The organism is uncultured Pontibacter sp. (genome assembly GCF_947502515.1).
Classification (GTDB): Bacteria; Bacteroidota; Bacteroidia; order Cytophagales; family Hymenobacteraceae; genus Pontibacter.
In genome coordinates this window covers 253,060-275,974 of sequence record NZ_CANNAI010000006.1, presented here as the reverse complement: position 1 = coordinate 275,974, position 22,915 = coordinate 253,060, and the positions used below count along the sequence as shown (strand labels likewise).

The window sequence follows — 22,915 nt, the reverse complement described above, 5'->3', positions numbered from 1 at the left end:
GTTAAAGAGCCAGAGTTGAACCAAATATATATATTAAACAGTAAAACGCAAAAGCAAGCAGATGGTTGATTCTACTTGCTTTTGCGTTTTACTGTTTTAATCCTGCCTTTTTAAAAGCCTGATTTATTTCTTTTGATTCTGGATGTACACCTCTATCGCTCCCGTCATGGATGGTGCGTTCGGCATTGGTGCCTCAATGTCAAGCTCCAGACCGGCATCACGCACTGCCTTGGCCGTGGTTGGCCCAAAAGCTGCTATGCGGGTATTGTTTTGCTTAAAGTCAGGGAAGTTGATAAACAGCGAGCTGATGCCTGAAGGACTGAAGAAGGCGATGCAATCATAGGTCACATCGTCCAGATCCGACAGGTCGGCTGCTACTGTCTTGTAGATAACCGCCTCTGTGTGCTTGATCTTATTTGTTTTCAGGAAGCCCGGGATATCGTCTTTGCGGATGTTAGAGCAAGGGTACAGGAACTTCTCGTTCTTGTGCTTCTTGATCACCTCAAAGAGATCCTTGGCCGTTTTCTCGCCTACAAACAACTTACGCTTGCGCAAGGTTATGTATTTCTGCAGGTAGTAGGCCGTCTGGTCAGAGATACAGAAGTACTTCATATCTGCCGGCATTTCGATCTTGCTCTCCTGGCAAATTCTGAAAAAGTGGTCCACTGCGTTGCGGCTAGTGAAAATTACAGCCGTGTGCGACAGAATGTCCACCTTATCCTTGCGAAACTCTTTGTAGGAAACAGGCTCAACCTCAATAAACGCCCTGAAATCAACCTTGATGCCGTACTTTTCTGCTATCGAGAGATAAGGAGAGTTGTCGGTGGTAGGCTGTGGTTGCGTTACGAGTATACTCTTGATCGGAATACTGTGTCTTTCAGGATTTGCCCAAGCCTTTTCTTTACTTTCAGCCATAGAGTATGGAAGTCTGTTTTTATAATTTAAGCCGTACACTGAAGCCCTCAATTTGTGTTTTTAAAAGTTAAACACGATAAACTTCAGCATGATGGCCAACGGAATCACTTCTGTGGCGCAAAGGTAAGAAAATAAATGCAAATTTATCACAGAAGTCTGCTTATTTACTGTCACAAACACACGAATAATCGTGATTACCAGCAACAAGAGCACCGCCATACTCGAAACCGTAAGCACGGTGTCAGGAGCCACTTGGTTAAGCGAAAGGTACAGCAGCATGACCACCGGTAGAAAAAGGCCCAAAAACAACAGAGAACGCAGAAACTCACTGAATTGAACCTGCACAATCTGCTCTAACCCAAAAATATAACCCATCACTTTCAGGAAAAGGTACTTTAGCAGGATGACAGCAAAAATCAGGAAGGTATAGAACAGGATCTTGGTCGTAATATCGGACTCAGACACCGGAAAAAGACGGTTAAAGATGCGCACATGCTGCACATTGGTATGAATAGCCGCTATTAGCAACGCCATGGACATCGAAAAAGCAACAATAAACAACACACCTGACCAGGTACCAAGCGGCTTGGTCAGAATCCCTTCATCCAGAGACCTTGTGCGCCAGAAGGATTGCACCCCGAATACGGCCTGGAAGTCAGAAGGGAAAGTAGTTTTAAGGCTACCGTACAGCAAGCCGATCAGGAGCATGAAAATGATAAAAGCATTCTGATTGACATACTCCCGCAGCCGCACTGAGAAGCTCCCCTGCATTGTTTCGTTATCGTTTCGCTCTGCCTGTACCCGGTTGCGGAAAGACCCGACATTGGGATGCTGCGACGGATGCCACACTGACAAAAGATAGCGGCCGTTCACGGGTTTGACCCGCTTGTTCCACGTGGCCAGGTCAAAGGTATAGTTAGAAGTAGAATCCGCCGTGAAAATCAACTGGTTGTTCAAAAACAGGCATAGGTCCTTCTGGGCTGTAAATTCTATCACAAATGGCTTAGAGGGCGCCATAGTCACCCACTGGTGCACCGCACTGTATCCGCCATGCAGGGTGGTGGCATAGGGCACCAGGTCACTGGATCCGGCATCGTATACCTGCCAGTTCCCGTTCAGGGTGTTCTTCTGCTCCAGCGGCAACACCTGTGCCTGAAGTGAACAGGTCAGCGCCATTAACAGCAGCACAAGCCCGAAGCTATACCTTATGCGGTTTGTGAAATACACGGTCTGGGTGAAAAAATTGGGGAAGCTATACCTTAAGAATGCAGCACACCCTGCATTTGTAGCATGCTGATGTCAATCAGATGCTCATCAGTGATGGAATCGGGCACGAACACAAAGCGCTTGTCATAGATCTTGCCGTCGATGTAGTAGCTTACCCAATACTCGTTATTGAGCTTGAACACGGACGGGTCAATCACCTCCACTTGCACAAAGCTCTTGGCCTCTACACGCTCAAACATGTGTCGCAGCACGGAAGTCTTTACTTCTTCGTCTTCTATAATGCCATAGCCTTTGGATGTGACAAACACATTTTCGAGCGCCACGCTGTTGTTGTTGATCAGGTATACGTTCCAGGTGCGCTCTTCTGGCAACTCGCCTGTGAAAGCAATGGCCACAGCCACACCCTGAACCGGAGTGAAATCAATATCTTTCTTCATTTAATCTTTTGTAATGCCTGCCTCAAACAGAGTCGCCAGATGACCTAGTAGCTTTTCCTCTACCTCTGCCATCGGCAATTCGTGGCCCAACTCTTTTGCCAGCGACGTCACCTGCTTGTCAGTAATGCCGCAAGGTACGATGTTATTAAAATAATCTAAATCAGTGTTGATGTTAAAAGCGAAACCGTGCATGGTTACCCATCGGCTGCACTTCACACCCATGGCGCAGATCTTGCGCGGATTTTTCTGCTCCACATGGTCCAGCCACACGCCTGTGAGGCCAGGTATACGACCCGCTTCTATCCCGTAATCTTTCAAAGTCAGGATAATCGCCTCTTCCAAGAAGCGCAGATATTTGTGAATATCTGTAAAGAAGTTGTCGAGGTCCAGAATAGGATAGCCCACGATCTGTCCCGGGCCATGGTAAGTAATATCGCCACCACGGTTGATCTTATAGAAAGTAGCACCTTTCGCCTTCAGCCCTTCTTCGTTGATCAGCAAATTGGACTCGTGCCCGCTCTTGCCCAATGTATAGACATGCGGATGTGAGCAGAACAGCAGATAGTTAGGCGTTACCTCCTGCGCTTCGGGAGCGGCCGTGCGGTTACGGGATTTCATTTCCAGTATACCTGTAAAGAGCTTATCCTGGTAGTCCCAAGCCTCTTTGTAATCAATCAGTCCCAGGTGCTCAAATTGTATGGTCTTGTTCTGTGACACGTTTATCTCCCTTCTTTCAAGGTATAGCTCAAAGCCAAATATGATGCTGGCGAGTACGCTATACCTCTAGTTTTAGACAAAGATACGGCCGTCTGGGGGTATACGCAAACGTCAACTCGGGCAGCACCCGTAAAACTACCTGCCGCTATTATAAGTTTAAAGCTCTTATGACGACACCGCAAGCACCACATCTCTCTACCGGGGCCAACGGCGAAGACCTGGCCTGTGACCTGCTGCACCAGAAAGGCTATCGCATCCTGCAGCGCAACCTGCGTATGGGCAAAGCTGAGATTGACATCATTGCCCGTCAAAACGACACATTGGTGTTTGTAGAAGTAAAAACGCGAACGAATGATGATTTTGGTTATCCGGAGGAGTTTGTGAACCGGCGAAAGCAGCGGATGATCCTCAACGCAGCTGACTCTTACATCTTAAAGACAGGCTGGCAGGAAGACATTCGCTTCGATATCATTGCCATCACGATGAGCAACCCACCGGAGCTGTTCCACATTGAAGATGCCTTTCACTAACGCGCTGAAGCCCGCTTGTCCAGCTTATCTTTCTCAAAAATAAGTGTGCCATGGCGATCGTATTGCTTGACCAGGTATGGCTCTGACTGCGGTTCATAAGGGGTTTTGGGGTACTGGTACTCATATTGGCGGCGGGCTCTAAAATCGAAGTGCTTCACCCAGAGGCCGACTTTGCGCCCCTTTTGGTACTGCCCCATCCATTCCAACTGACCATTTTCGTAGAAGCGGTAATAAGTCCCCTGTACCTCACCATAGGCATAAGGAATCACTTCTTTTATCTTCTTGGTCCCCTCGTAGTATTTCACCACGGCATCACGCAGGAAGCCTTTCTCAAAGTGCTCTTTTGCTAATAATATACCGTCACGGTTGTAGCGCTCCCAGCGCAAGTGCTTGGTACCTGCATAAAAGTAGCCCTCTTCCACGACTTCACCGCCTTGCTCTTTTTTGTAAGGTCCATGGAGTACTTTGTGCTGCTCAGGATTCAGTTCGCCGCGTGTCTTGTATAGTTTGCGTCGCTTGGTATCGTAGTAGTATTTTTCGGGTGCATAAGGGTCTGGCTGCTGAAATTCAACCAAGTAACTGAAAGATTCGATCACCTCCCGGTCGCCACGTCCGCCTGACTTCACAAAGCCACGAGCTACTCTGTCGCCCATGAAATAGCGTTTGTCAGCTTTTCTCTTGCGCTTTTTGGGTTGCTTTTCCTCTTCGTTTGCTAGGGAATCGCCTATCTGCACAGAAGGCTTGGCGGTATCGGCCAGAGCGATGGCTTCGGCTTTGGCACTCTGCTTCAGGGCGGCACGGCTCAGGTTATAGTCGCTGTTATAGGCCTTTGGCTTACAGCCTGCAAGTCCCACAACCAGCAAAAAACCAAGCCAGACAAGATGAAGAAGGTGCTTCATGGTATAAGTTTGAATCAAAGCGCTTTGAATGGTGAGTTGGCAGTACCTTATCTAAGCAACGTAAATATGCTTAAAAATCATATACCGGCCAACACGCCAATGAGTTTAGCCCCTATAACTTTTCGTCGAGCGGCTTAGTTCACAAATTAAGCTACTACAAAACAAAAGCGGCGCCCAGTTGGGTGCCGCTTTTATACTGTTAAGTGTAATTATGAAAAGGTAATCTTACTCTTTGTCGATCAGGTCCACACTGCGTTTCACAAAGGCAGTCAGGGCCGAGCCGGACAGCATGTTCTGAGACAGCAGGGCCAGGTCAAAGGCCTGACGGGCAATGCGCTCCTTATTATCGTCCTTCGCCTTCAGGATGCGCTGGTTGATGCTGTGGTTCGCGTTGATGGTCACGTTGTAGGTGTCCGGCATGTTGCCCATGAACATCATACCGCCCCCGCCGCTCTTGCTCATGTCCTTCATGCGGCGCATGAACTCTGGCAAGGTAATGATCACCGGCGCATCGTCCGTAGCCATCGGTGCTACTTCTACCTGCATGTTCTGGTTGTTGATAGCCGTTTCGTAGATCTTCTTCAGGTCTTCCTTCTCGGTATCGCTTAGCACGCTATCATTCGCTTCGTCTTTCTCGATCAGCTTGCCGATCGTCTCAGAGTCTACACGCTTGAGCGAGGTTTTCTCCAGCTTTTGCTCTAGCATACCGATAAAGTGACTGTCGATGATAGAGTCCAGCTTGAGTACGTCGTAGCTGCGGTTCTGAGCGGCTTCTACAAAGGCGTGCTGCTTGTCGGCATCGGTAGTATAGAGCATCACCAGCTGACCGTTCTTGTCGGTCTGGTTTGCCTGCGTAAGGGCCTTATACTCTTCCAGGGTATAGTACTTGCCTTCGGTGTTCTGGAGCAGCACAAAGTCTTTGGCTTTCTCATAGAACTTATCGTCGCTCAGCATGCCGTATTTCACAAACACGTTGATGTCGTCCCAGTTCTTCTCAAAGGTCTCGCGATCTTTCTTGAAGATCTCGTTCAGCTTGTCGGCTACCTTCTTCGTGATGTAAGTGTTGATTTTCTTCACGTTGGAGTCAGCCTGCAGGAAGGAGCGGCTCACGTTCAGCGGAATGTCCGGCGAGTCGATCACACCGTGCAGCAGCATCAGAAACTCCGGCACAACGTCTTTTACCTCGTCAGTAATGAACACCTGCTTGGAGTAAAGCTGAATCTTGTTGCGCTGAATCTCAAAGTCGTTCTTCAGTTTCGGGAAGTAAAGAATACCGGTCAGGTTAAACGGATAGTCCACGTTCAGATGGATCCAGAACAGTGGCGCCTCCGAGAATGGGTATAGCTCCTTGTAGAAGTTCTTGTAATCCTCGTCTGTCAGTTCCGATGGCTGTTTCGTCCAGATCGGGTTCGGGTTGTTGATGATCTCACCCTCAAACTCCACTGGTACTGGCAGGAACTTGCAGTATTTATCGAGAATGGTACGGATGCGGGCCGTCTCCAAAAATTCTTCTGAATCTGAAGCCACATTGAGGATCACATTTGTACCGCGGTCTTCTTTGTGTGCAGGAGCAATGGCAAACTCGGTACTGCCGTCGCAAGTCCAGTGTGCTGACTCGGTTTCGTCTTTGTATGATTTGGTAACGATTTCTACACGGTCGGCCACCATAAAGGCGGAGTAGAAGCCCAGACCGAACTGACCAATGATCTGGTTCTGCTCGCCGGCGTCTTTGTAGCGCTCCACAAACTCCGTGGCACCCGAGAAGGCAATCTGGTTGATGTACTTCTTGATCTCCTCTGCCGTCATACCGATACCCTTGTCGGATATAGTGATGGTGCGGGCGTCTTTGTCCACTTTCACGACTACTTTCAGCTCGCCCAGGTCGCCTTTGTACTCGCCGATGGCGGACAGGCGCTTCATTTTTTGGGTGGCGTCCACAGCATTACTCACCAGCTCACGCAGAAATATCTCGTGGTCGGAGTAAAGGAACTTCTTGATGATCGGGAAAATGTTTTCGGTGTGAATCGAAATATTACCTCTTTCTTCCATGTGCTATACTTTTAAAATCTATATTTTAATAAGTGATGTCTTCTGAATCGATGCCTTTGAAAAAGGAAACCGGTGTTTCTGCTCAAGCGCTTTCAAATCCTGTTCCACAGAAAACTTCGCCGCTCAATTGTGACATGATGGCAGAAAACTGGCTCTGTGCGACTGTTTCGGGTATAGCCTTGGGCTGTTTTGGCATATTTTTAGTGATAGCCCAGGCATAACTTAACTAGCAGCGCATTTGTGCGTACATGCAACATTGGCAAAAAAGTCCTATCTTTGTTTTAAAGCCATGCTTTAGGTGTACCGTTTCACAACATATATCGCCCTCTTTCTGTTGCTGCTGTTCACGCGCGCCATGGTGCCGGATCAGTTGCTGCTTAGCCTGCACAGCCATGCCCACACCGAGCATGCGCATCCAGGCGACCAGAAAAATGCGCATGTTGAGAAAAAGCACAGCCATTGTCCGGTAGAAGATCTGTTTGGGGCGCCTTACCAGAGCGCTGCCATCGTCTATACCTTCAGGGCTCCTGTTATGCTGCCGGAGTATACAGCTCGGTATACCCACCATTCGGCTTTTGATTCTTTTGCCCGCCTAAAACTCCGCGGCCCGCCCGCACTCGGCTAAACCTTCCGCCCCCTTTCCAGTCTTACGGCATGTCGCCTCTCCCGACATCTGTTTTCAGACTGGCTTATCAGTATAGCATACCTGCTGTTTTCTTATCGGCATCAGGTACTGTCTTCTGGTATTCCTGTTATTTATTTTTCTGGCATTATGGCTGTACCTATACCTGTGGCTGCTTTTCAGTTGGCGGGTAAGCGGCAGGCTGTAGTAGCCAACACCTTATACCTAAACTTTACACAAACTGTGTATAGATCCAAATTCATAATCGTGCTCTTGTGGCAGCTACTACTCATGGTTCCTATGGCGGTGGCGCAGGGGCAACTATACCTGGACGGCGACACCCCGGAGCAGGACTGCGGCCTTACCCTCTCAGGCAAGGTGCTGGACCATGACACCCGGGAGCCACTAATTGGCGCTACTATTTATATAGAAGAGCTGCAGCGTGGCACTTTGTCGGACGAATACGGCAATTACCATTTTCATCACCTGTGCCGGGGTAGCTATACCCTCAAGGTCACTTATATCGGCTATGTGATGGAGCGGCCTACGCTCCGCATGACCACCTCTACGGTACGCAACCTCACACTGCACATCGATGCGCGGCAGCTCAATCAAGTGTTGATCACGGGAGAGCGCCTGACCGAGGAGGCACAGTCTACGGGAACGCTTTCCGGGCGGGAACTGGAGACGACACGCGGCCTTTCGTTGGCGGAGTCGTTGCAAAACCTCTCGGGAGTGTCTACTATGCAGACCGGCCCAACCATCTCAAAGCCTGTTATCCACGGCTTGCACAGCAACCGCATTCTGATGCTCAACAATGGCGTACGCCACGAAGGACAGCAATGGGGGGCTGAGCATGCACCGGAGATAGACCCTTTTGTGGCCTCTGAGCTGAAGGTGGTGAAAGGAGCTGCCGGCGTACGCTACGGTGCCGACGCCATTGGCGGAGTGGTGCTCGTGGAGCCAAAGGCGCTGCCTGACACGGCTGGCGTGAGTGGTGAGCTAAACCTACTGGGGTCCACCAACAACCGCCAGGGAGCTGTTTCGGCTACTGTAGAAGGCAAGCCTGCCAGTATACCTGCTTTGAGCTGGCGCCTGCAGGGTACGGCAAAGCGTGCCGGCAATGCCCGCACAGCCGACTATTACATGCAGAACACAGGCTTTCAGGAACTGAATTTTTCGGGAGCACTTGGGTATAAGAAGGAAAACTATGGAGCGGAGGTTTATTACAGCCAGTTCAACACGAAGCTGGGCATTCTCAAGGCATCGCACATCGGCAACCTGACTGACCTGGAGAACGCTATCGGGCGGGAGCGGCCCGAGCAGACCAGTTACGACTTTACCTATACCATCGATCGCCCATACCAGGACGTGAGTCACCATTTGCTCAAAACCAAAGCCTACTGGGATACAGGCAATGCGGGCAGACTGGAGTTTGTGTACGGCTTGCAGCGTAACGTCCGCCAGGAGTACGACCTGCACCGTGCATCGAGCGCCGACCCGGAGCTGACACTGGATATTACCACGCATACCACCGAAGCGGTTTGGGAGCACGCGCCGGTAGGCAACTTTACAGGTGCTATGGGCATTAATACGATTTACCAGAACAATACCTACAAGGGGCGCTACTTCATTCCTTTCTTCCGCAATTTCACGGCGGGAGCTTTTGTAACGGAGAAGTGGCGCAAAGACAGGTTGCAACTCGAAGGCGGGCTGCGTTACGATTACAAGAAACTCAATATCACGAAGCGGGAGCGAAACTCTGACATTATCCGGCCGGAGTACCAGTTCCACAACATTTCGGGTACTTTAGGTGCTTTGTATGACGTGGGCTACCACCTCACATTCGGCTTGAGCGCTACCTCAGCCTGGCGGGCGCCGGGGGCGAACGAGCTGTTCAGTGACGGGGTACACCATGGCTCTGCCAGTTACGAGCGCGGCAACCGCGACCTGAACTCCGAGCAGGCTTACAACTTTGAGGCTTCGGTGACCTACTATGGCAACCAGCGCCTGAACGGCAAGCTGAGCGTGTACAACAACTTCATCAACGACTATATCTACCTGGCACCAGTGCAGCCGCCGACACTCACCATTCGCGGGGCCTTCCCGACGTTTGAGTACAAGCAGGCGGATGCCATCTTCAGAGGTATAGATCTGGATCTTGAGTATCGCTTCACACCGCAGCTATACCTGGAGTCGCGCACTTCTATAGTACGTGCCCGCAACCTGGACCTGAACGACCACCTGGTGGGTGTACCAGCGGACAGGTATAACAACATGCTGCGCTTCGACACGGATCGCCTGGCAGGTATAGGCAATACCAGCGATACTTATTTTGCGCTGGGTGGCACCTATGTAGCTGAGCAAAGCCGCGTGCCTACTGTGGCTGAGCAAGACTACATGGCCCCGCCAGCGGGCTATTTCCTGCTCAACCTAGAGGCAGGCACTACGGTACACTTCGGGCGACAGCCTGTGGAGCTGGGTATTACGGGCAGCAACCTGCTCAATACTGCTTACCGCGACTACCTGAACCGCTTCAGGTACTTTACTGACGATATGGGACGCATGCTGCTGTTCCGCGTGAAACTTCCGCTCAACTTCAGCGGCCGCTAGCCTATTTCGGCTTTATCGTTCAACTTTTCATTTCAAACCAAAAAAGACTTTTTATCATGAACAAAATATTCAGACCATACCTGACACTAGCACTTTTCGGATCACTCTTAGCTTTTACCTCTTGCGACGACCATGATCATGAACCGCATGACCATGAGGAAGAGCTGATCACGACTGTGATGCTCACTATGACACCGCAGGATGGCGGCCAGGCCGTAACAGCCACTTACCGTGACCTGGATGGTGACGGTGGACAAGATCCTGTGTATACTCCGGAAAACGTAGTGTTACAGGCAGGCAAGGTATATAACACTACCATTAAACTGATGGATGAGTCGCACCACGAAGAAGATCTGACAGCAGAGATCAGGGAGAAGGGTAGCGAACACCAGTTCTTCTTTGAGCCATCACCAGCCACACTGCTTACCGTGACGACTACAGACCGCGACAGCAACGGCCGCCCAATTGGCCTGGAGAACACTATCCAGACATCTTCAAATCCGCAAGCAGGTAAACTGCGGGTAGTGCTCAAGCACCAACCGGGCGGCTTAAAGACGGATAACAGCAACATCAGCACAGGTGGCACTGATGCGGATGTGCAATTCAACATTACACTACAGTAAGAAGAATCCATTTAGAACAGGCATTCAGATGGGTGCCTGTTCTAATTTACTCTTGATTCGCCACGAATTTTTGCCATAAGTGCATAGGCAATAACAAGCTGAGCTGAATTGGCGTAATCGGGATATTAGGCATAGACCAACAAGTCTATTCTTACAAAACTGTCGTATATTTGGCCAAAAGGCTATATATTTAAGTTCTAATTTATATCTATTACAACGAAATTCATTACTTATGAACAAGCTATTGAGGCCGTATATGGCTTTTCTGTTAATGGGAACCTTATTGTTTACCACTTCATGCAAAGACGATGACCAACCAGGTCCGGATGAAGAAGAAGAGGTAATCACTGCTGTCACGATCTCGCTCACGCCAACAGGTAAAGGCCAGGATGCAGAAGCTACTATCAGCACGATAACAGGTACCCAGGTTCAGAATGCTCCCCTCACGCTAAGACCGGGAACAGAGTATACTGCTGTGGTAACATTAGCCGATGAAAGCAAGACGCCAGTAGCTGATATGACTGCCGAAATCCGCAATGAGCGTGACGAGCACTTACTTGTATATACCTTTACGCCTGATGCAGGCAGCAATGTTACTGTGAACGTAGCCATCACAGACATGGACCAGAACAACCGTCCTGTAGGGCTGGAGTCGACTGTGACAACCGGCGCAGGTACTGGCAACGGCAAACTGAAAGTGGTGCTGAAGCACCAGCCGGGCGGCTTGAAGACAGGCACTAACACCACTGCTGGCAGCACAGACATTGATGTTGATTTTAATGTGATCGTGGCAAACTAAGTTGCTGCGATAAAAAGCATAAAAAAGACCGCAACAGGTATAGCCTGTTGCGGTCTTTTGTTTTCTGACTCTTTTTAGGCTACGCATGCAATCCGCAGCAAGGCTCCGCATTGTTGTGCACAGGACCGCTATACCTGCTTTAACGGCCGAGCAGTTGTTGTCCCATCAGCATCTGAATGGTTTTGCCGATACGGTTGGCTCTTGTCTCGGGGCGCTTGGCTTCCTGTATGGCCAGCACATGCTCCTTGCGGTGCGTAAAGGCCAGCTTTTCGAAAGTCTCCAGCAACCCGGCTGACTCCAGTGCCTCACGCAGGTCCTGCGGAACTTCCACTGTTCTGCTCTTGCGGTCTATACCTGGGGCATCTACTCCAAATTTAGAAGGAGCACTTCGCTCCGACTCGTGCTTAAAACGCAGCGAAGACCAGGTATCGTCCACCGCCACTTGCCGGACAGGAGCGTAGCCCAGTCCTGACACTGACTCCCAGCCATTGTCTCGGTTCAGGTCCGACTTTACTCCCGATGATTTCTTTGGATAAGCTACCCACAGCATGCCATTGTGCTTGAGCGACGGCACAGCCAAAGGTATATAGTAGCTTAGCTCCTTGCTATTAGTGGCAAACACCTGCACCGCATCGTACTCCACACCTTTTTCGGGAGAAGTATGGGTGGTTATGCCCTGGCTCTGCAGTGCTTCAACTATACCTGCCTGCGCATTGAGCACCAGCACCTGCCATCCTGCTTTTAAATTTAATTTCCTGGCTATATCCTGCATGCTAGTTTCTGATTAGATCGAACACACTAATCTAAGGGAAATCGTCAAAAGATTATACCTCCACGGCCAGGTCTTTCACAATTATCAGCAAAACGCTATATTTAAAGCTGTCATAACCTGAACCTTATGCCCACCCTGCAATCATCACCTCAAAAGCACTACCTTTTCAACACGGCTGTTATTGTAGCGGCCCTAGGCTACTTTGTCGACATATACGACCTCGTGCTTTTCAGCATTGTGCGTATTCCCAGCCTGCAGTCACTGGGTGTAACGGACTCTACCGCCCTACTGGAAGACGGCGTGATGCTACTGAACATGCAAATGGCCGGTATGCTGCTGGGCGGTATAGCCTGGGGTGTGCTGGGTGACAAGAAGGGAAGGCTATCGGTGCTTTTCGGCTCAATTTTTCTCTATTCCATCGCCAATATCCTCAACGGCTTTGTGACCACTATACCCATGTATGCAGTGCTGCGCTTTGTAGCGGGCGTGGGCCTGGCCGGAGAGTTGGGCGCAGGTATTACGCTGGTATCAGAGGTATTGCCTAAAGAAAAACGCGGCTATGGCACCATGGTAGTAGCCACCATCGGGATATCAGGAGCCATACTGGCAGGTATAGTCGGAGAGTACTTTGGCTGGCGCACGGCTTATTTCATCGGTGGCGGACTAGGCATGTTGCTGCTTCTGCTGCGGGTTGGGGTATACGAGTCGGGCATGTTCAACAACCTGAAGCAGGCCAATGTGACACGCGGCAATTTTCTGTCGCTCTTTACCAATGTCAAACGTTTCTGGAAGTACCTCAAGTGTATCCTGATCGGGGTGCCGATCTGGTATGTGGTCGGCATCCTCATTACCTTCTCGCCTGAGTTTGGGGTAGCCTTGGGGGTGAAAGACACAGTGTCGGCGGCGCGGGCTGTTTCCTTCTGCTACCTCGGCCTGGTCTTCGGCGATTTTGCCAGTGGTTTCCTGAGCCAGCGCTTCCAGAGCCGACGAAACATTGTGCTGGCATTCCTGCTGCTCACCAGCATTTTCATCAGCGTGTACCTGCTGGGCAGGGAGTTCAGCCTGACAGCCTTTTATACCTTGTGTGTGGCGTTAGGCTTTGCCGGGGGATATTGGGCCGTGTTTGTGACCATAGCAGCAGAGCAGTTCGGCACTAATATCCGGGCTACGGTAACTACCACGGTGCCTAACTTTGTGCGGGGGGCAGTCGTGCCACTCACCATTGCCTTTACTTATCTCAAAGACGGTGTCGGGCTGGTACCGGGCGCCATACTACTGGCCGTGCTCTGCCTGGCCATTGCCATCTACTCTATCCTGACGCTGGATGAAACCTATGGCAAAGACCTGAATTACATGGAGCCGCTGTAATCGCTGGCAGTATCAAGCATTAAGCTGAAGAGCATTTGAGGCTGCAGGTATACCTTGCCACATGCGTTACTGTCTGCCTATTGCTGCCCTCACAGGTTAAGCATTTCAGCAAATTTTCAGTGCTATACCTTACAAAAAGCTGCCAAAATCGTAATTTTGAGTATGATTATATACAACGTAACTATCAACATCGACAACAGTGTGGCCGAAGAGTGGCTGGACTGGATGAAGAGCACGCACATACCGGAAGTAATGGCAACAGGCTATTTTCTGAACAATCAAATTGCCCGCCTGCTGCACGAGGAAGACAATGGCGGCACTACCTACGCCGTACAGTACACCTGCCGCAACCTGGAAGACCTGGAGCAGTACCAGCGCGATCATGCCCCGGGGTTGCAAGCCAAGGTGCTGAACCGCTATCCGGAAAAATTTGTGGCTTTCCGCTCTTTGCTGGAGATTGTAGGCCAGGATGTGGAAAAAGATCAGTAAACCAGTCCATCTTATCAGCAAACAGGCCCGTGCTATACCTGAGCACGGGCCTGTTCTTATTTAGCTGAATTAGTAAGTGTTCGCGCAGGGCATAGTCATTGTCGGCTTTGCTGCATTTATGCTTTTGCAGGCCACCTGAGTCACGCCATACCTTAGTCCGCGGTGTAAGCTTTGATCTGTTCTTCGGTCATGTTGCAGTTTATCCACTCGCCATCAAGGTTGGCACCTATTTTTCTATAGAAAGCGATTGCTGGTTCGTTCCAGTCCAGCACCTGCCACTTCATGCGCTTGGCACCTATCTCCTTCGCCTCGCGGGCAACGGCGTTGAACAACATTTTGCCAATGCCACTGCGGCGCTGGCGTTCGGTCACAATCAGGTCTTCCAGAAACAGCATCTTTCCTTTCCACGTGGAATAGGCAATGTAGTAAAGCGCTATACCTACGATGCCCTCTTCAGTTTCAGCCACAAAGAATTTAAAGATCGGATTCTCCCCAAAGCCATCCCAATGCATATCCTCCAGTGTATTGGTCACTTCGTCTGGCGCTTTTTCATATACCGCCAGCTCTTTAATTAAATTGTGTACCTGTGGCAGGTCATCTATGGTTCCTTTTCTGATGTTTAGCATTTGTCTGAATCAGGATTTTGAGGATTAGTGAAGATTTTCAGGGTTAATCATGCTGTAGTTAAGTGCTGACCTCACAGTGTCTTTCAGACCTGTGAGTGTCTTGTTGCTACGAAGCGCTTCCGTTCGAAACAAGTATACCAGACTGCCATACCTGGGCAGCACAAGACATAAACCCAGGTATAGCGCTGCAGTTAGCACAGATGCTCACAGGTTTGGGAAACAATGTGAGGTCTTTTGCGCAACGACTGCTGCAATTTAGTCGAAATTTTAACTTTATACCTCCTCAACTCCCAAACTTGGTTCTCGCCTGAACCAGTTCTTTGCCTGAATCGATGCTCGTGAGTTTGTGCAGAAACGTATCGGCCTCCTCCGCTGGTCCTGCTGTGGCGAGCACAGTATCGCCGAGCGTACTTTCCGCTTTGAAGATAATGTCTATTTCCTGTAGCTGCTGCGTTGTGAGTATTTCAGTTGATAAGGTTTCCAGCACCCATTGCAGGTAGCGGGTGTTGGTGACGTGGCGGTTCAGGTCGATGTCATGCCAGCGGACAGGCATTTGCTCCTCATACCTGATCTGATCAAGCTGCGGCAGTTTCCCTTTGGCAAAAGGCAATGGCTCCTCACCGGGCACTACTTCCACAGCTGTTATGAAATCGGGCACAGACACCATTTGGCGCTTCACCACATCCATCACCAGCCACACACTCGTCGCCTGCCCCAGCAGCTCGCGGTCGGCGCTGTATACCCTGAAGTCGCGGTGCAGAAACACGCGCTCCCGGCCAGAGGCCCAGGTTTCGACCGTAATCTTTTCACGGTGCCGGGGGTAGCGGAACATCTCGACGCGCATGCGCTGCAGCACCCAGGTCAGGCCTTGTTCCAGCAGCTCGTACATGGAGATGCCCATGGTGGCTGTGTTGTCCCAAGCAGCTTCCTGCATGTACCCGACCAGCGCTGGTAAGGTCGCCTGTCCGTTTTGATCGGTTTCGGTGGAGCGCACGGTAAACTCGCTTTGCCCGGTTACTGATTTCATAGCGTGTAGGATAGTTCGTGTTGCAAGGTACGCAAGAATCAGGGAGGGGGCCAGGAGGTAGCGGTATAAAAAAAGCACATCGGAGGGATGTGCTTTTCTGTTTTAGCATAAAGGCTAATTTAGATGGAAGAGCCAATAGCGACACCAAAGAACATGGCCAGCAGCGCCAGCGCATAAAATCCAAGGAAGACGATTGTAAGAACGCCCATAAATTTAAAGAGGGACTTTAAATTCTTGAATGACGCTGCAATTGTCTCTTCGTCCTCAGTCATAAGGCCAGTCTGCATGTTGCTCGAAAACCTGTACAGGTACAAAACCGGCAACAAATAAAGCGCAGCAAACAGAAGATAGAACAGGCTCAGGAAGGTGCCACTAATGGCTCCACCGCCAAGGCTGGCTCCCATAGTTAAGGCTATAACCCCGAACAGGACCATGATGCCAACGCCTACAAAACCAACTATAGCTAAGAACTTGCCCCACCTCGCCGTGTTCTGCAAGAAATCTCTTGACGCTAAATTAATGCTTAACCCTTGAGGCTGCTCATTGTAAAATTCTGTGTCCATTCAATTATTGTTTAAGGTTGGTTGATTATCTAAATATAAGAATACAGCTATAGAAATCAAATGGAACTGAGGTGGTGCAGAAAACAAAAAAGCCAGCACCACATTTCTGCAGCACTGGCTTTTTGTGATTCAGTTATCAGCTATACCTGTTATGGCTGCTGCTGCTTCGCGTATGGGTTCACACCCATGTTCTTATACAGGAAGGCCCACGTATCCGCCCACTCCTGGATAACGAGTGAAGTCGGCTTACCGGCACCGTGACCTGCACGCACATCGATGCGAATCAGGTATGGGTTGCCCGGAGCGCCCTTGTCCTGCAATTCGGAGATGAACTTGAAGGAGTGCGCTGGCACTACACGGTCGTCATGGTCAGCGGTTTTCACCAGCGTGGCTGGGTACTTTACGCCTTCTTTGAGGTTGTGCAGCGGCGAGAAGGTATACAGGTTTTTGAACTGTGCCTCGTCTTCTGATGAGCCGTATTCCGGTACCCAAGCCCAACCGATGGTGAACTTGTGGAAACGCAGCATATCCATTACACCCACAGCAGGAACAGCCACTTTGGCCAGTTCGGGGCGTTGCGTCATAAAGGCACCTACCAGCAGACCACCATTCGAGCCACCGCCCACAGCCAGTTTCTCGCTGGAAGTATACTTGTTGTCGATCAGGTATTCGGCTGCGGCAATGAAGTCGTCAAATACGTTCTGCTTGTTCGGCGTCATACCTGCCTTGTGCCAGTCTTCGCCGTACTCACCGCCACCACGCAGGTTCGGCATGGCGTATACGCCACCGTTCTCGAGCCACAGCATGTTGGCAATGCTAAAGCTTGGGGTCAGGGAGATGTTGAAGCCACCGTATGCGTACAGGTAGGTCGGGTTGTTGCCATCCAGCTTTAGACCTTTTTTGTGCACGATAAACATCGGCACTTTAGTACCGTCCTTTGAGGTATAAAACACCTGCTTCGTTTCATAGGCTTCAGTATCCACGTCTACTTCGGTTTTGCGGAACAGCGTTACTTTGTTGCTGGCCACTTCGTAACGGAAGATGGTTGGCGGGTACGTGAATGAAGTGAAAGTAAAGAAGGTTTCTTTGTCGTCTTTCTCGCCGCTGAAGCCACCTACTGTACCAATGGCTGGCAGTTCTACTCTGTTCATTTGCTTGCCGTTGGTGTCGTATACCACCACTTCGCTGGCAGCATCTTTCATATAAGAAGCAATGATGCGACCGCCTACTAATGACACGCCTGTCATCACGTTCTCGTTCTGCGGTACTACAACTTTCCAGTTCTGCTCCTGCGGCTTTTTCGGATCAATCAGCACCAGGCGGTAGCGTGGGGCATTCTTGTTGGTGCGCACCAACAGCTTGTCGCCTACGTTGTCCACCACGTTGTATTCCGACTCAAAGCTATCTACAATCGGTTTGATAGTAGACTTTGCATCTGTCAGGTCACGGTAGTACAGGGCGTTGGCGCCAGCGGCACCTTCCGACACGTTCAGGATCAGGAAGCGCTCGTCGTCGGTGGTCTGACCATAGTAGTTGCGGAGCGGCTTGGTTTTGTCTTCATACACCAGTTGGTCCTGGCTCTGTGGCGTACCTATTTTGTGGTAATATACCTTGTGGTACTCGTTCTTGTTGGCCAGTTTGTTGCCTTCAGTCGGGGCGTCGTAGCGGCTGTAGAAGAAGCCGTCTTTGTGCCAGCTTGGGCCCGAGAACTTCACCCACTCTACTTTGTCGTCGAGCTTCTTGCCTGTGGCCACCTCCATCACTTCGTAGGTATTCCAGTCAGAACCGCCGCTTGACGTACCGTAAGCCACATACTTGGCATCTTTGTCAAAAGATAATGCCGTAAGGGCTACTGTACCGTCGTTAGAGAATTTGTTCGGATCGAGGAACACTTTCGGTTCGCTCTCCAGGGAATTCTGCACGTAGAGCACGCTTTGGTTCTGCAGACCGTCGTTCTTATAGAAGTAGTATTTGCCGCCTTTCTTGAATGGTGCGCCATACTTCGGATAGTTCCAGATCTTGGTCAGACGTTCTTTGATCTGGTCACGGAACTCGATGCCGTCGAGGTAATCAAAGGTCACTTTGTTTTGCGCCTCTACCCACTGGTCCACTTCTTCATTGTGGGTTTCGAGCCAGCGATACGGGTCGGCTACCTTCGTGCCGAAATAATCGTCTGCATGGTCTACTTTCTTGGTTTCAGGGTAATTGAGTTGCGTTGCAGCCGGTGCAGGGGCTGTAGTCGTGGTTTCGGTATTCATGCCAGTGGCGGTATTCTCGGTTTGGGTGGATTTGCAGGCCGAGACAGCGGTCAGGCCGCCTGCCAGCAATAGAACAGTTGATTTTTTCATTGTTTAGTACCGTCGATTTTAAGGTTGAGTTACGGAAAAGCTAAGATAGGCAATTAACCTGAATCAGGCTATACCTGTCGTTTAACAGCGCTTATACCTATAAAGTTGCCTTAGTAGACGTAGCAGCTTTTGAGTTTCGGATCAGTACCACATCTGACAGGCCTGTGTTATGGTTAGGTTCGCAGCGTCGGGCGCTACACCCTGATCTTGCATGGATGCTGCCACAAGTAGCTGCCAAAAGGCTGAAACAGCACCAGTATAAAAGCGATTATGCCTCCTGAAAACAATGCCTGCGCCACAGCGAAGGGGCACTTTCCTTTTTGCTTTATTCTCAGCCGGTTCCAGCCAAAAAATCTTTGTGGGCACCGTATACAAGCGATGTCGCTGCGCATTACATTTGCTGGCTTTTTATACAAAGGTTTTTATTCAGATTTAGATGATAGAAGAAGTAGAAGAGGAGAAGTTGTTACAGAAGTTCGAACAGATAGCCGATCGCTTGTCTGACAAGGGATATGCGATCATTGACAATTTTCTGGAGCCCGAAGAGGTACGCAATCTGCTGGAGGTACTGCAACACCATCAGGAGCAGGGCACTTTCAAAAAAGCAGGTATAGGCACCGCCGATCAGTTTACGGTGGACAAGCAGGTACGCGGCGACTTTATCCGCTGGATAGAACCATCGCAGGCGCTGCCGCCAACACAGGTATTTCTGGACCGCATGCACGAGGTGATGCGCTACATCAACCGCACCTGCTTTCTGGGACTAAAGGATTTTGAGTTTCACTTCACAGTGTACCCGCCGGGCACTGTATACCAACGTCACCTTGACCAGTTCCAGACCAATGACCACCGGCGTCTGTCGTTTATCTGCTACCTGAACGAAGATTGGCAACCTGAGAACGGCGGTAATCTGCGCTTATACCTGCCTAAAGAAGATGGCTCGGAAGAAGAAGTGAATGTGCTGCCCATTGCCGGTCGTCTGGCCTGTTTTCGTGCTGACATCATCCCGCACGAGGTACTCGCCGCTAACCGTCACCGCTACAGCCTGACTGGCTGGATGCTGGACCAGTTGAACGAACTGACGTTTTTGTAGGATCGGGATTTTAAGGCAGACAAAGGCCAGTCAGCGAAGGACAAAGTATGATTGAAAGCTTTTTGTCCTTTGCTACACGGTCTTTTATGAGGCAGCGCGACTACTGCGCAAAGTTAATTTCTGTACTGTCCCCAATGTTGAGGCTATGGCTTAGCCCTTTAAAACTGGCGTCGGAACCAATGATGGAGTCGTGCATCACGGCGTTTTGCAGTTCGGAGTAAGCCCCAATGATAGAGTTGCTCAGTGAGGAGCGGGAGATTGTGGTATTGTCGCCGATCGCTACATTAGGTCCGATGATGGAATGTGTGATGTTGCAGTTGGAACCGATACTCACGGGCGGAATGATGATATTGCCGGGATACTCGCCTGAGTAATCCAGCTCCCGGAAGCGGGGGTGCCGCAGCAGTTTGGCGTTGGCTTCCAGCAGCGTCTCCTTGCGGCCGCAGTCAAACCAGTTGTCCACGTTCCAGGTCACCATTCTCTCCCCCTGCCGGATCATGTGCATAAGCGCATCGGTGAGGTGATATTCGTTGTGGGTGCGTATGTTTTCGGTGATGATGTGCTCGAGCGAGCGCACCAGTTTTTCAGGCTGCATGATCTTGTAGAGCCCCACCAGCGCAAAATTTGACTTCGGAATCTTCGGCTTTTCAACCACCTTCACGATATACTCGTCCATACCCACTTCTGTCACTCCAAACAGCGAGGGCTTAGCCACTTTCTTGACACCGAGCACTGACTTAGGAGAAGCAATAATGGCGGGCAGATCCGCCTCTACAATGTTGTCGCCCAGCATGATGAGCACACTGTCTTCGTGGCGATACGTTTCACGGGCGATCCAAAGCGCATGCCCCAAACCCTCACGCGGCTCCTGCACCACAAACTCTGCCCTGATCTGAGGATACTTCTGACGCACGTAGTTTTCGACCTTGTCGCCGAGGTAGCCGATGATGAAAACATAGTCCTGCACACCCGCCTGTATCAGTCGCTCCACGATGTGCCCCAGTATCGTATTGTCCGCCACCGGCACCAGCGATTTAGGCTGTGTGTGCGTGTGCGGACGGAGTTTAGAACCAACACCAGCAACAGGAATAACGACTTTCATATACTACACTTTTTCAGCAATATAGTAATTTTTGATTAGAGTTTTGAGGATTAAGGGGAGTAGTATAGTGTTTTAGCAATTTCACAACGTCATACTATGTTTTCCGTAATCATATCGCTTAGCTTTGTACTTATATCGTATACAAACTATACCCTTCCATAGACATGAAAAAAATATTCTTTTACCTGATCGGCTTTATTATTCTGGCCTCTCAATCTTCTTGCGGTTACAACACCATGGTGCAGAAAGATGAGACCGTAGAAACTGCATGGGCTAACGTGCAGAACGCCTACCAGCGCCGTGCTGACCTGATACCAAACCTGGTGAATACTGTAAAGGGTGCTGCCAATTTTGAGCGCGAAACCCTCGAGAGCGTGATCAATGCCCGCGCCAAAGCAACCAGCGTACAGCTCAGCGCCGACGACCTGACGCCAGAGAACCTGCAGCGTTTCCAGGCTGCCCAGAACGAACTGGGTGGTGCCCTGAGCCGCTTGCTCGTGTCTGTGGAGCGCTATCCGGAACTGAAGGCAAACCAGAACTTCCTGGAGCTGCAGGCGCAGCTGGAAGGCACCGAAAACCGCATTTCGGTGGAGAGGCGCAAGTTCAACGAGGCAGTACAGGACTACAATACCACAGTGCGTTCCTTCCCTAACAACCTGATGGCAGGCATTTTCGGCTTTGAGCGCAAAGGTCACTTCCAGGCCGACCCTGGTGCTGAACGAGCTCCTACGGTGCAGTTCTAAAGTATAAATTGCTACATGGTTAAATTGTTAAATGGTTGACTCTATCGCGATTTTAACAATTTAACCATGCAACCATCTAGCCATCAATAATATGCCTAAAGATACCATAACCGAAGCGGACGAAAAGGTCATCATGGAGGCCATTCAGGAGGCGGAGCGTAATACGTCCGGTGAAATCCGTGTGCACATAGAGAACAACTGCGAAGGCGATGTGCTCGACCGTGCCACAGAAGTGTTTGCCCAGCTCCACATGCACCTGACCAAGCAGCGCAATGGCGTACTGTTTTATGTGGCCATCAAAGACCATCAGTTTGCCGTATTGGGCGATGCAGGCATCAATGCCATCGTACCCGACCACTTCTGGGAAGACATTACCGCCGAAGTGATCTCCCACTTCAAAAAGCAGGAATATGCCGCCGGTCTTGCCAAAGGCGTTATCATGGCGGGTGAGCAACTCAAATCACACTTCCCGTACGACGACAAAGGCGACCTAAACGAACTGAGCGACGACATATCGTTCGGAAAATAACGCACCATGAAACGATCCATTCTGTTCCTATACCTTACTTTGTTGAGTACCCTGGCGGTAGCCCAAAGCGATGATTTCCCGCCAAGGCCCACCCCACCTCGATTGGTAAACGACCTGGCCGGTATCCTGAGCCAGGGCGAAATACAATCACTGGAACAGAAACTGGTCAACTACAACGACACCACCTCTACCCAAATCGCGATTGTCACTATCAAATCCATAGGCGACTATGACGCAAACCAGTACGCGGCCGAATTGGGTGAGCGGTGGGGCGTGGGCGGCAGCAAAAACGACAATGGCTTAGTTATACTTGTAGCTCTCAATGAGCGCAAAGTAGCCATTCAGACAGGCTATGGCATGGAGCACATCATACCTGACGCCATTGCCAAACGCATTACCGAGCGCACGCTCAAACCCAATTTTCAGCAGGGAGAGTTTTACAAAGGATTGAATGAAGCGACGAACCTGATCATTAGCCTGGCCAGCGGTGAGTACCAGGCTGATCCGCAGGCCAGCCAGGGCGAAGGCGAAGGGCCGTCGCTGATAGCCATTATCCTGATCGTGATTGTGCTGGTATTCGTTATGTCGCGCTTTAAAGGTGGCGGCGGCAGAGGAGGTCGCGGTGTACGCACACTCGGAGGACCTATCCTGGGGCCAGGCTCCTTTGGCACTTTCCGTACTGGTGGCGGCATGTTTGGCGGAGGAGGCGGATTTGGCGGCGGAGGCGGTGGCTTCGGCGGTTTCGGTGGCGGCTCTTTCGGCGGAGGCGGTGCCAGCAGCAGCTGGTAAGCCGCTATACCCGCAGGCTTCCGTCAGGGTATTAC

24 protein-coding genes are annotated in these 22,915 nt (G+C 50.5%); 12 read left to right on the top strand and 12 right to left on the bottom strand.

What is annotated here, in order from left to right:
- Nucleotides 1-123: 123 nt before the first annotated feature.
- From Q1A54_RS16045 to lipB, 4 genes are read right to left on the bottom strand one after another with little or no spacing between them, the layout of a single operon-like run.
- Entirely contained in the window at nucleotides 124-915 is a 792-nt protein-coding gene (locus Q1A54_RS16045) for a uroporphyrinogen-III synthase (RefSeq protein ID WP_007656327.1), read from the bottom strand.
- 60 nt (nucleotides 916-975) lie between these two features.
- Nucleotides 976-2,142, bottom strand: a complete 1,167-nt coding sequence (locus Q1A54_RS16040; protein WP_299990222.1) for a DUF4271 domain-containing protein — start codon at nucleotides 2,140-2,142, stop codon at nucleotides 976-978.
- Nucleotides 2,143-2,174: 32 nt separating this feature from the next.
- Nucleotides 2,175-2,579, bottom strand: coding sequence for a hypothetical protein (locus tag Q1A54_RS16035; RefSeq protein ID WP_299990220.1), 405 nt, complete (start codon nucleotides 2,577-2,579; stop codon nucleotides 2,175-2,177).
- Nucleotides 2,580-3,302: a lipoyl(octanoyl) transferase LipB gene (lipB, locus tag Q1A54_RS16030; RefSeq protein ID WP_299990334.1), complete on the bottom strand. Its 723-nt coding sequence runs from the start codon at nucleotides 3,300-3,302 to the stop codon at nucleotides 2,580-2,582. It lies immediately after the preceding gene.
- A gap of 161 nt (nucleotides 3,303-3,463) precedes the next feature.
- On the opposite strand from lipB, the gene Q1A54_RS16025 reads away from it, so the two are divergent.
- Entirely contained in the window at nucleotides 3,464-3,826 is a 363-nt protein-coding gene (locus Q1A54_RS16025) for a YraN family protein (protein WP_196116947.1), read from the top strand.
- On the opposite strand, the gene Q1A54_RS16020 is transcribed toward Q1A54_RS16025, so the two are convergent.
- Entirely contained in the window at nucleotides 3,823-4,725 is a 903-nt protein-coding gene (locus Q1A54_RS16020; RefSeq protein WP_299990217.1) for a hypothetical protein, read from the bottom strand. The two genes, Q1A54_RS16025 and Q1A54_RS16020, sit on opposite strands and share 4 nt — an antisense overlap.
- 225 nt (nucleotides 4,726-4,950) lie before the next feature.
- On the bottom strand, nucleotides 4,951-6,774 hold the full coding sequence (gene htpG, locus Q1A54_RS16015) for a molecular chaperone HtpG (RefSeq protein ID WP_299990215.1): 1,824 nt from the start codon (nucleotides 6,772-6,774) through the stop codon (nucleotides 4,951-4,953).
- 35 nt (nucleotides 6,775-6,809) lie between these two features.
- Between htpG and Q1A54_RS16010 the strand changes: the two genes are divergently transcribed.
- The 5 genes from Q1A54_RS16010 to Q1A54_RS15990 all read left to right on the top strand — a co-directional run bounded on the left by Q1A54_RS16010 (nucleotide 6,810) and on the right by Q1A54_RS15990 (nucleotide 11,431).
- Complete coding sequence (locus tag Q1A54_RS16010; RefSeq protein WP_299990213.1) at nucleotides 6,810-6,995, top strand: hypothetical protein; 186 nt, start codon at nucleotides 6,810-6,812, stop codon at nucleotides 6,993-6,995.
- Nucleotides 6,996-7,072: 77 nt separating this feature from the next.
- On the top strand, nucleotides 7,073-7,399 hold the full coding sequence (locus tag Q1A54_RS16005; protein ID WP_299990211.1) for a hypothetical protein: 327 nt from the start codon (nucleotides 7,073-7,075) through the stop codon (nucleotides 7,397-7,399).
- A 147-nt stretch (nucleotides 7,400-7,546) separates the two neighbouring features.
- Nucleotides 7,547-10,009 carry a TonB-dependent receptor gene (locus Q1A54_RS16000; protein ID WP_299990209.1) on the top strand — a complete coding sequence of 821 codons (2,463 nt, stop codon included), beginning with the start codon at nucleotides 7,547-7,549 and terminating at the stop codon, nucleotides 10,007-10,009.
- 56 nt (nucleotides 10,010-10,065) lie between these two features.
- The gene (locus Q1A54_RS15995; protein ID WP_299990207.1) at nucleotides 10,066-10,632 is read left to right on the top strand and encodes a hypothetical protein; all 567 of its coding nucleotides are present in this window, start codon (nucleotides 10,066-10,068) and stop codon (nucleotides 10,630-10,632) included.
- A gap of 271 nt (nucleotides 10,633-10,903) precedes the next feature.
- Nucleotides 10,904-11,431 carry a hypothetical protein gene (locus Q1A54_RS15990; protein ID WP_299990205.1) on the top strand — a complete coding sequence of 176 codons (528 nt, stop codon included), beginning with the start codon at nucleotides 10,904-10,906 and terminating at the stop codon, nucleotides 11,429-11,431.
- A gap of 139 nt (nucleotides 11,432-11,570) precedes the next feature.
- Here Q1A54_RS15990 and Q1A54_RS15985 read toward each other — a convergent pair whose 3' ends face one another.
- On the bottom strand, nucleotides 11,571-12,203 hold the full coding sequence (locus tag Q1A54_RS15985) for a YdeI/OmpD-associated family protein (RefSeq protein WP_299990203.1): 633 nt from the start codon (nucleotides 12,201-12,203) through the stop codon (nucleotides 11,571-11,573).
- Between the two features lie 126 nt (nucleotides 12,204-12,329).
- Here Q1A54_RS15985 and Q1A54_RS15980 point away from each other — a divergent pair, with 126 nt between their 5' ends.
- Nucleotides 12,330-13,571, top strand: a complete 1,242-nt coding sequence (locus tag Q1A54_RS15980) for an MFS transporter (protein WP_299990201.1) — start codon at nucleotides 12,330-12,332, stop codon at nucleotides 13,569-13,571.
- A 162-nt stretch (nucleotides 13,572-13,733) separates the two neighbouring features.
- On the top strand, nucleotides 13,734-14,060 hold the full coding sequence (locus tag Q1A54_RS15975; protein WP_299990199.1) for a DUF4286 family protein: 327 nt from the start codon (nucleotides 13,734-13,736) through the stop codon (nucleotides 14,058-14,060).
- A gap of 152 nt (nucleotides 14,061-14,212) precedes the next feature.
- On the opposite strand, the gene Q1A54_RS15970 is transcribed toward Q1A54_RS15975, so the two are convergent.
- The 4 genes from Q1A54_RS15970 to Q1A54_RS15955 all read right to left on the bottom strand — a co-directional run bounded on the left by Q1A54_RS15970 (nucleotide 14,213) and on the right by Q1A54_RS15955 (nucleotide 18,624).
- Nucleotides 14,213-14,686 (bottom strand): GNAT family N-acetyltransferase, encoded by a 474-nt coding sequence (locus Q1A54_RS15970; RefSeq protein WP_299990197.1) that lies wholly within the window; start codon nucleotides 14,684-14,686, stop codon nucleotides 14,213-14,215.
- A gap of 283 nt (nucleotides 14,687-14,969) precedes the next feature.
- On the bottom strand, nucleotides 14,970-15,713 hold the full coding sequence (locus Q1A54_RS15965) for an acyl-ACP thioesterase domain-containing protein (protein ID WP_196116929.1): 744 nt from the start codon (nucleotides 15,711-15,713) through the stop codon (nucleotides 14,970-14,972).
- Between the two features lie 119 nt (nucleotides 15,714-15,832).
- On the bottom strand, nucleotides 15,833-16,276 hold the full coding sequence (locus Q1A54_RS15960; RefSeq protein ID WP_196116926.1) for a DUF5362 family protein: 444 nt from the start codon (nucleotides 16,274-16,276) through the stop codon (nucleotides 15,833-15,835).
- A gap of 149 nt (nucleotides 16,277-16,425) precedes the next feature.
- Nucleotides 16,426-18,624 (bottom strand): prolyl oligopeptidase family serine peptidase, encoded by a 2,199-nt coding sequence (locus tag Q1A54_RS15955; protein ID WP_299990194.1) that lies wholly within the window; start codon nucleotides 18,622-18,624, stop codon nucleotides 16,426-16,428.
- 436 nt (nucleotides 18,625-19,060) lie between these two features.
- On the opposite strand from Q1A54_RS15955, the gene Q1A54_RS15950 reads away from it, so the two are divergent.
- Nucleotides 19,061-19,717, top strand: coding sequence for a 2OG-Fe(II) oxygenase (locus Q1A54_RS15950; RefSeq protein WP_196116923.1), 657 nt, complete (start codon nucleotides 19,061-19,063; stop codon nucleotides 19,715-19,717).
- A 100-nt stretch (nucleotides 19,718-19,817) separates the two neighbouring features.
- Here the strand turns inward: Q1A54_RS15950 and Q1A54_RS15945 are convergent, their stop codons facing one another.
- Nucleotides 19,818-20,819, bottom strand: coding sequence for a sugar phosphate nucleotidyltransferase (locus tag Q1A54_RS15945; protein WP_196116921.1), 1,002 nt, complete (start codon nucleotides 20,817-20,819; stop codon nucleotides 19,818-19,820).
- A 164-nt stretch (nucleotides 20,820-20,983) separates the two neighbouring features.
- Here Q1A54_RS15945 and Q1A54_RS15940 point away from each other — a divergent pair, with 164 nt between their 5' ends.
- From Q1A54_RS15940 to Q1A54_RS15930, 3 genes are all read left to right on the top strand, one after another.
- Nucleotides 20,984-21,562 carry a LemA family protein gene (locus tag Q1A54_RS15940; protein WP_196116919.1) on the top strand — a complete coding sequence of 193 codons (579 nt, stop codon included), beginning with the start codon at nucleotides 20,984-20,986 and terminating at the stop codon, nucleotides 21,560-21,562.
- Between the two features lie 91 nt (nucleotides 21,563-21,653).
- Nucleotides 21,654-22,091: a TPM domain-containing protein gene (locus tag Q1A54_RS15935; RefSeq protein ID WP_076421397.1), complete on the top strand. Its 438-nt coding sequence runs from the start codon at nucleotides 21,654-21,656 to the stop codon at nucleotides 22,089-22,091.
- Nucleotides 22,092-22,097: 6 nt separating this feature from the next.
- Nucleotides 22,098-22,880 (top strand): YgcG family protein, encoded by a 783-nt coding sequence (locus Q1A54_RS15930; RefSeq protein ID WP_299990189.1) that lies wholly within the window; start codon nucleotides 22,098-22,100, stop codon nucleotides 22,878-22,880.
- Nucleotides 22,881-22,915 lie beyond the last annotated feature (35 nt).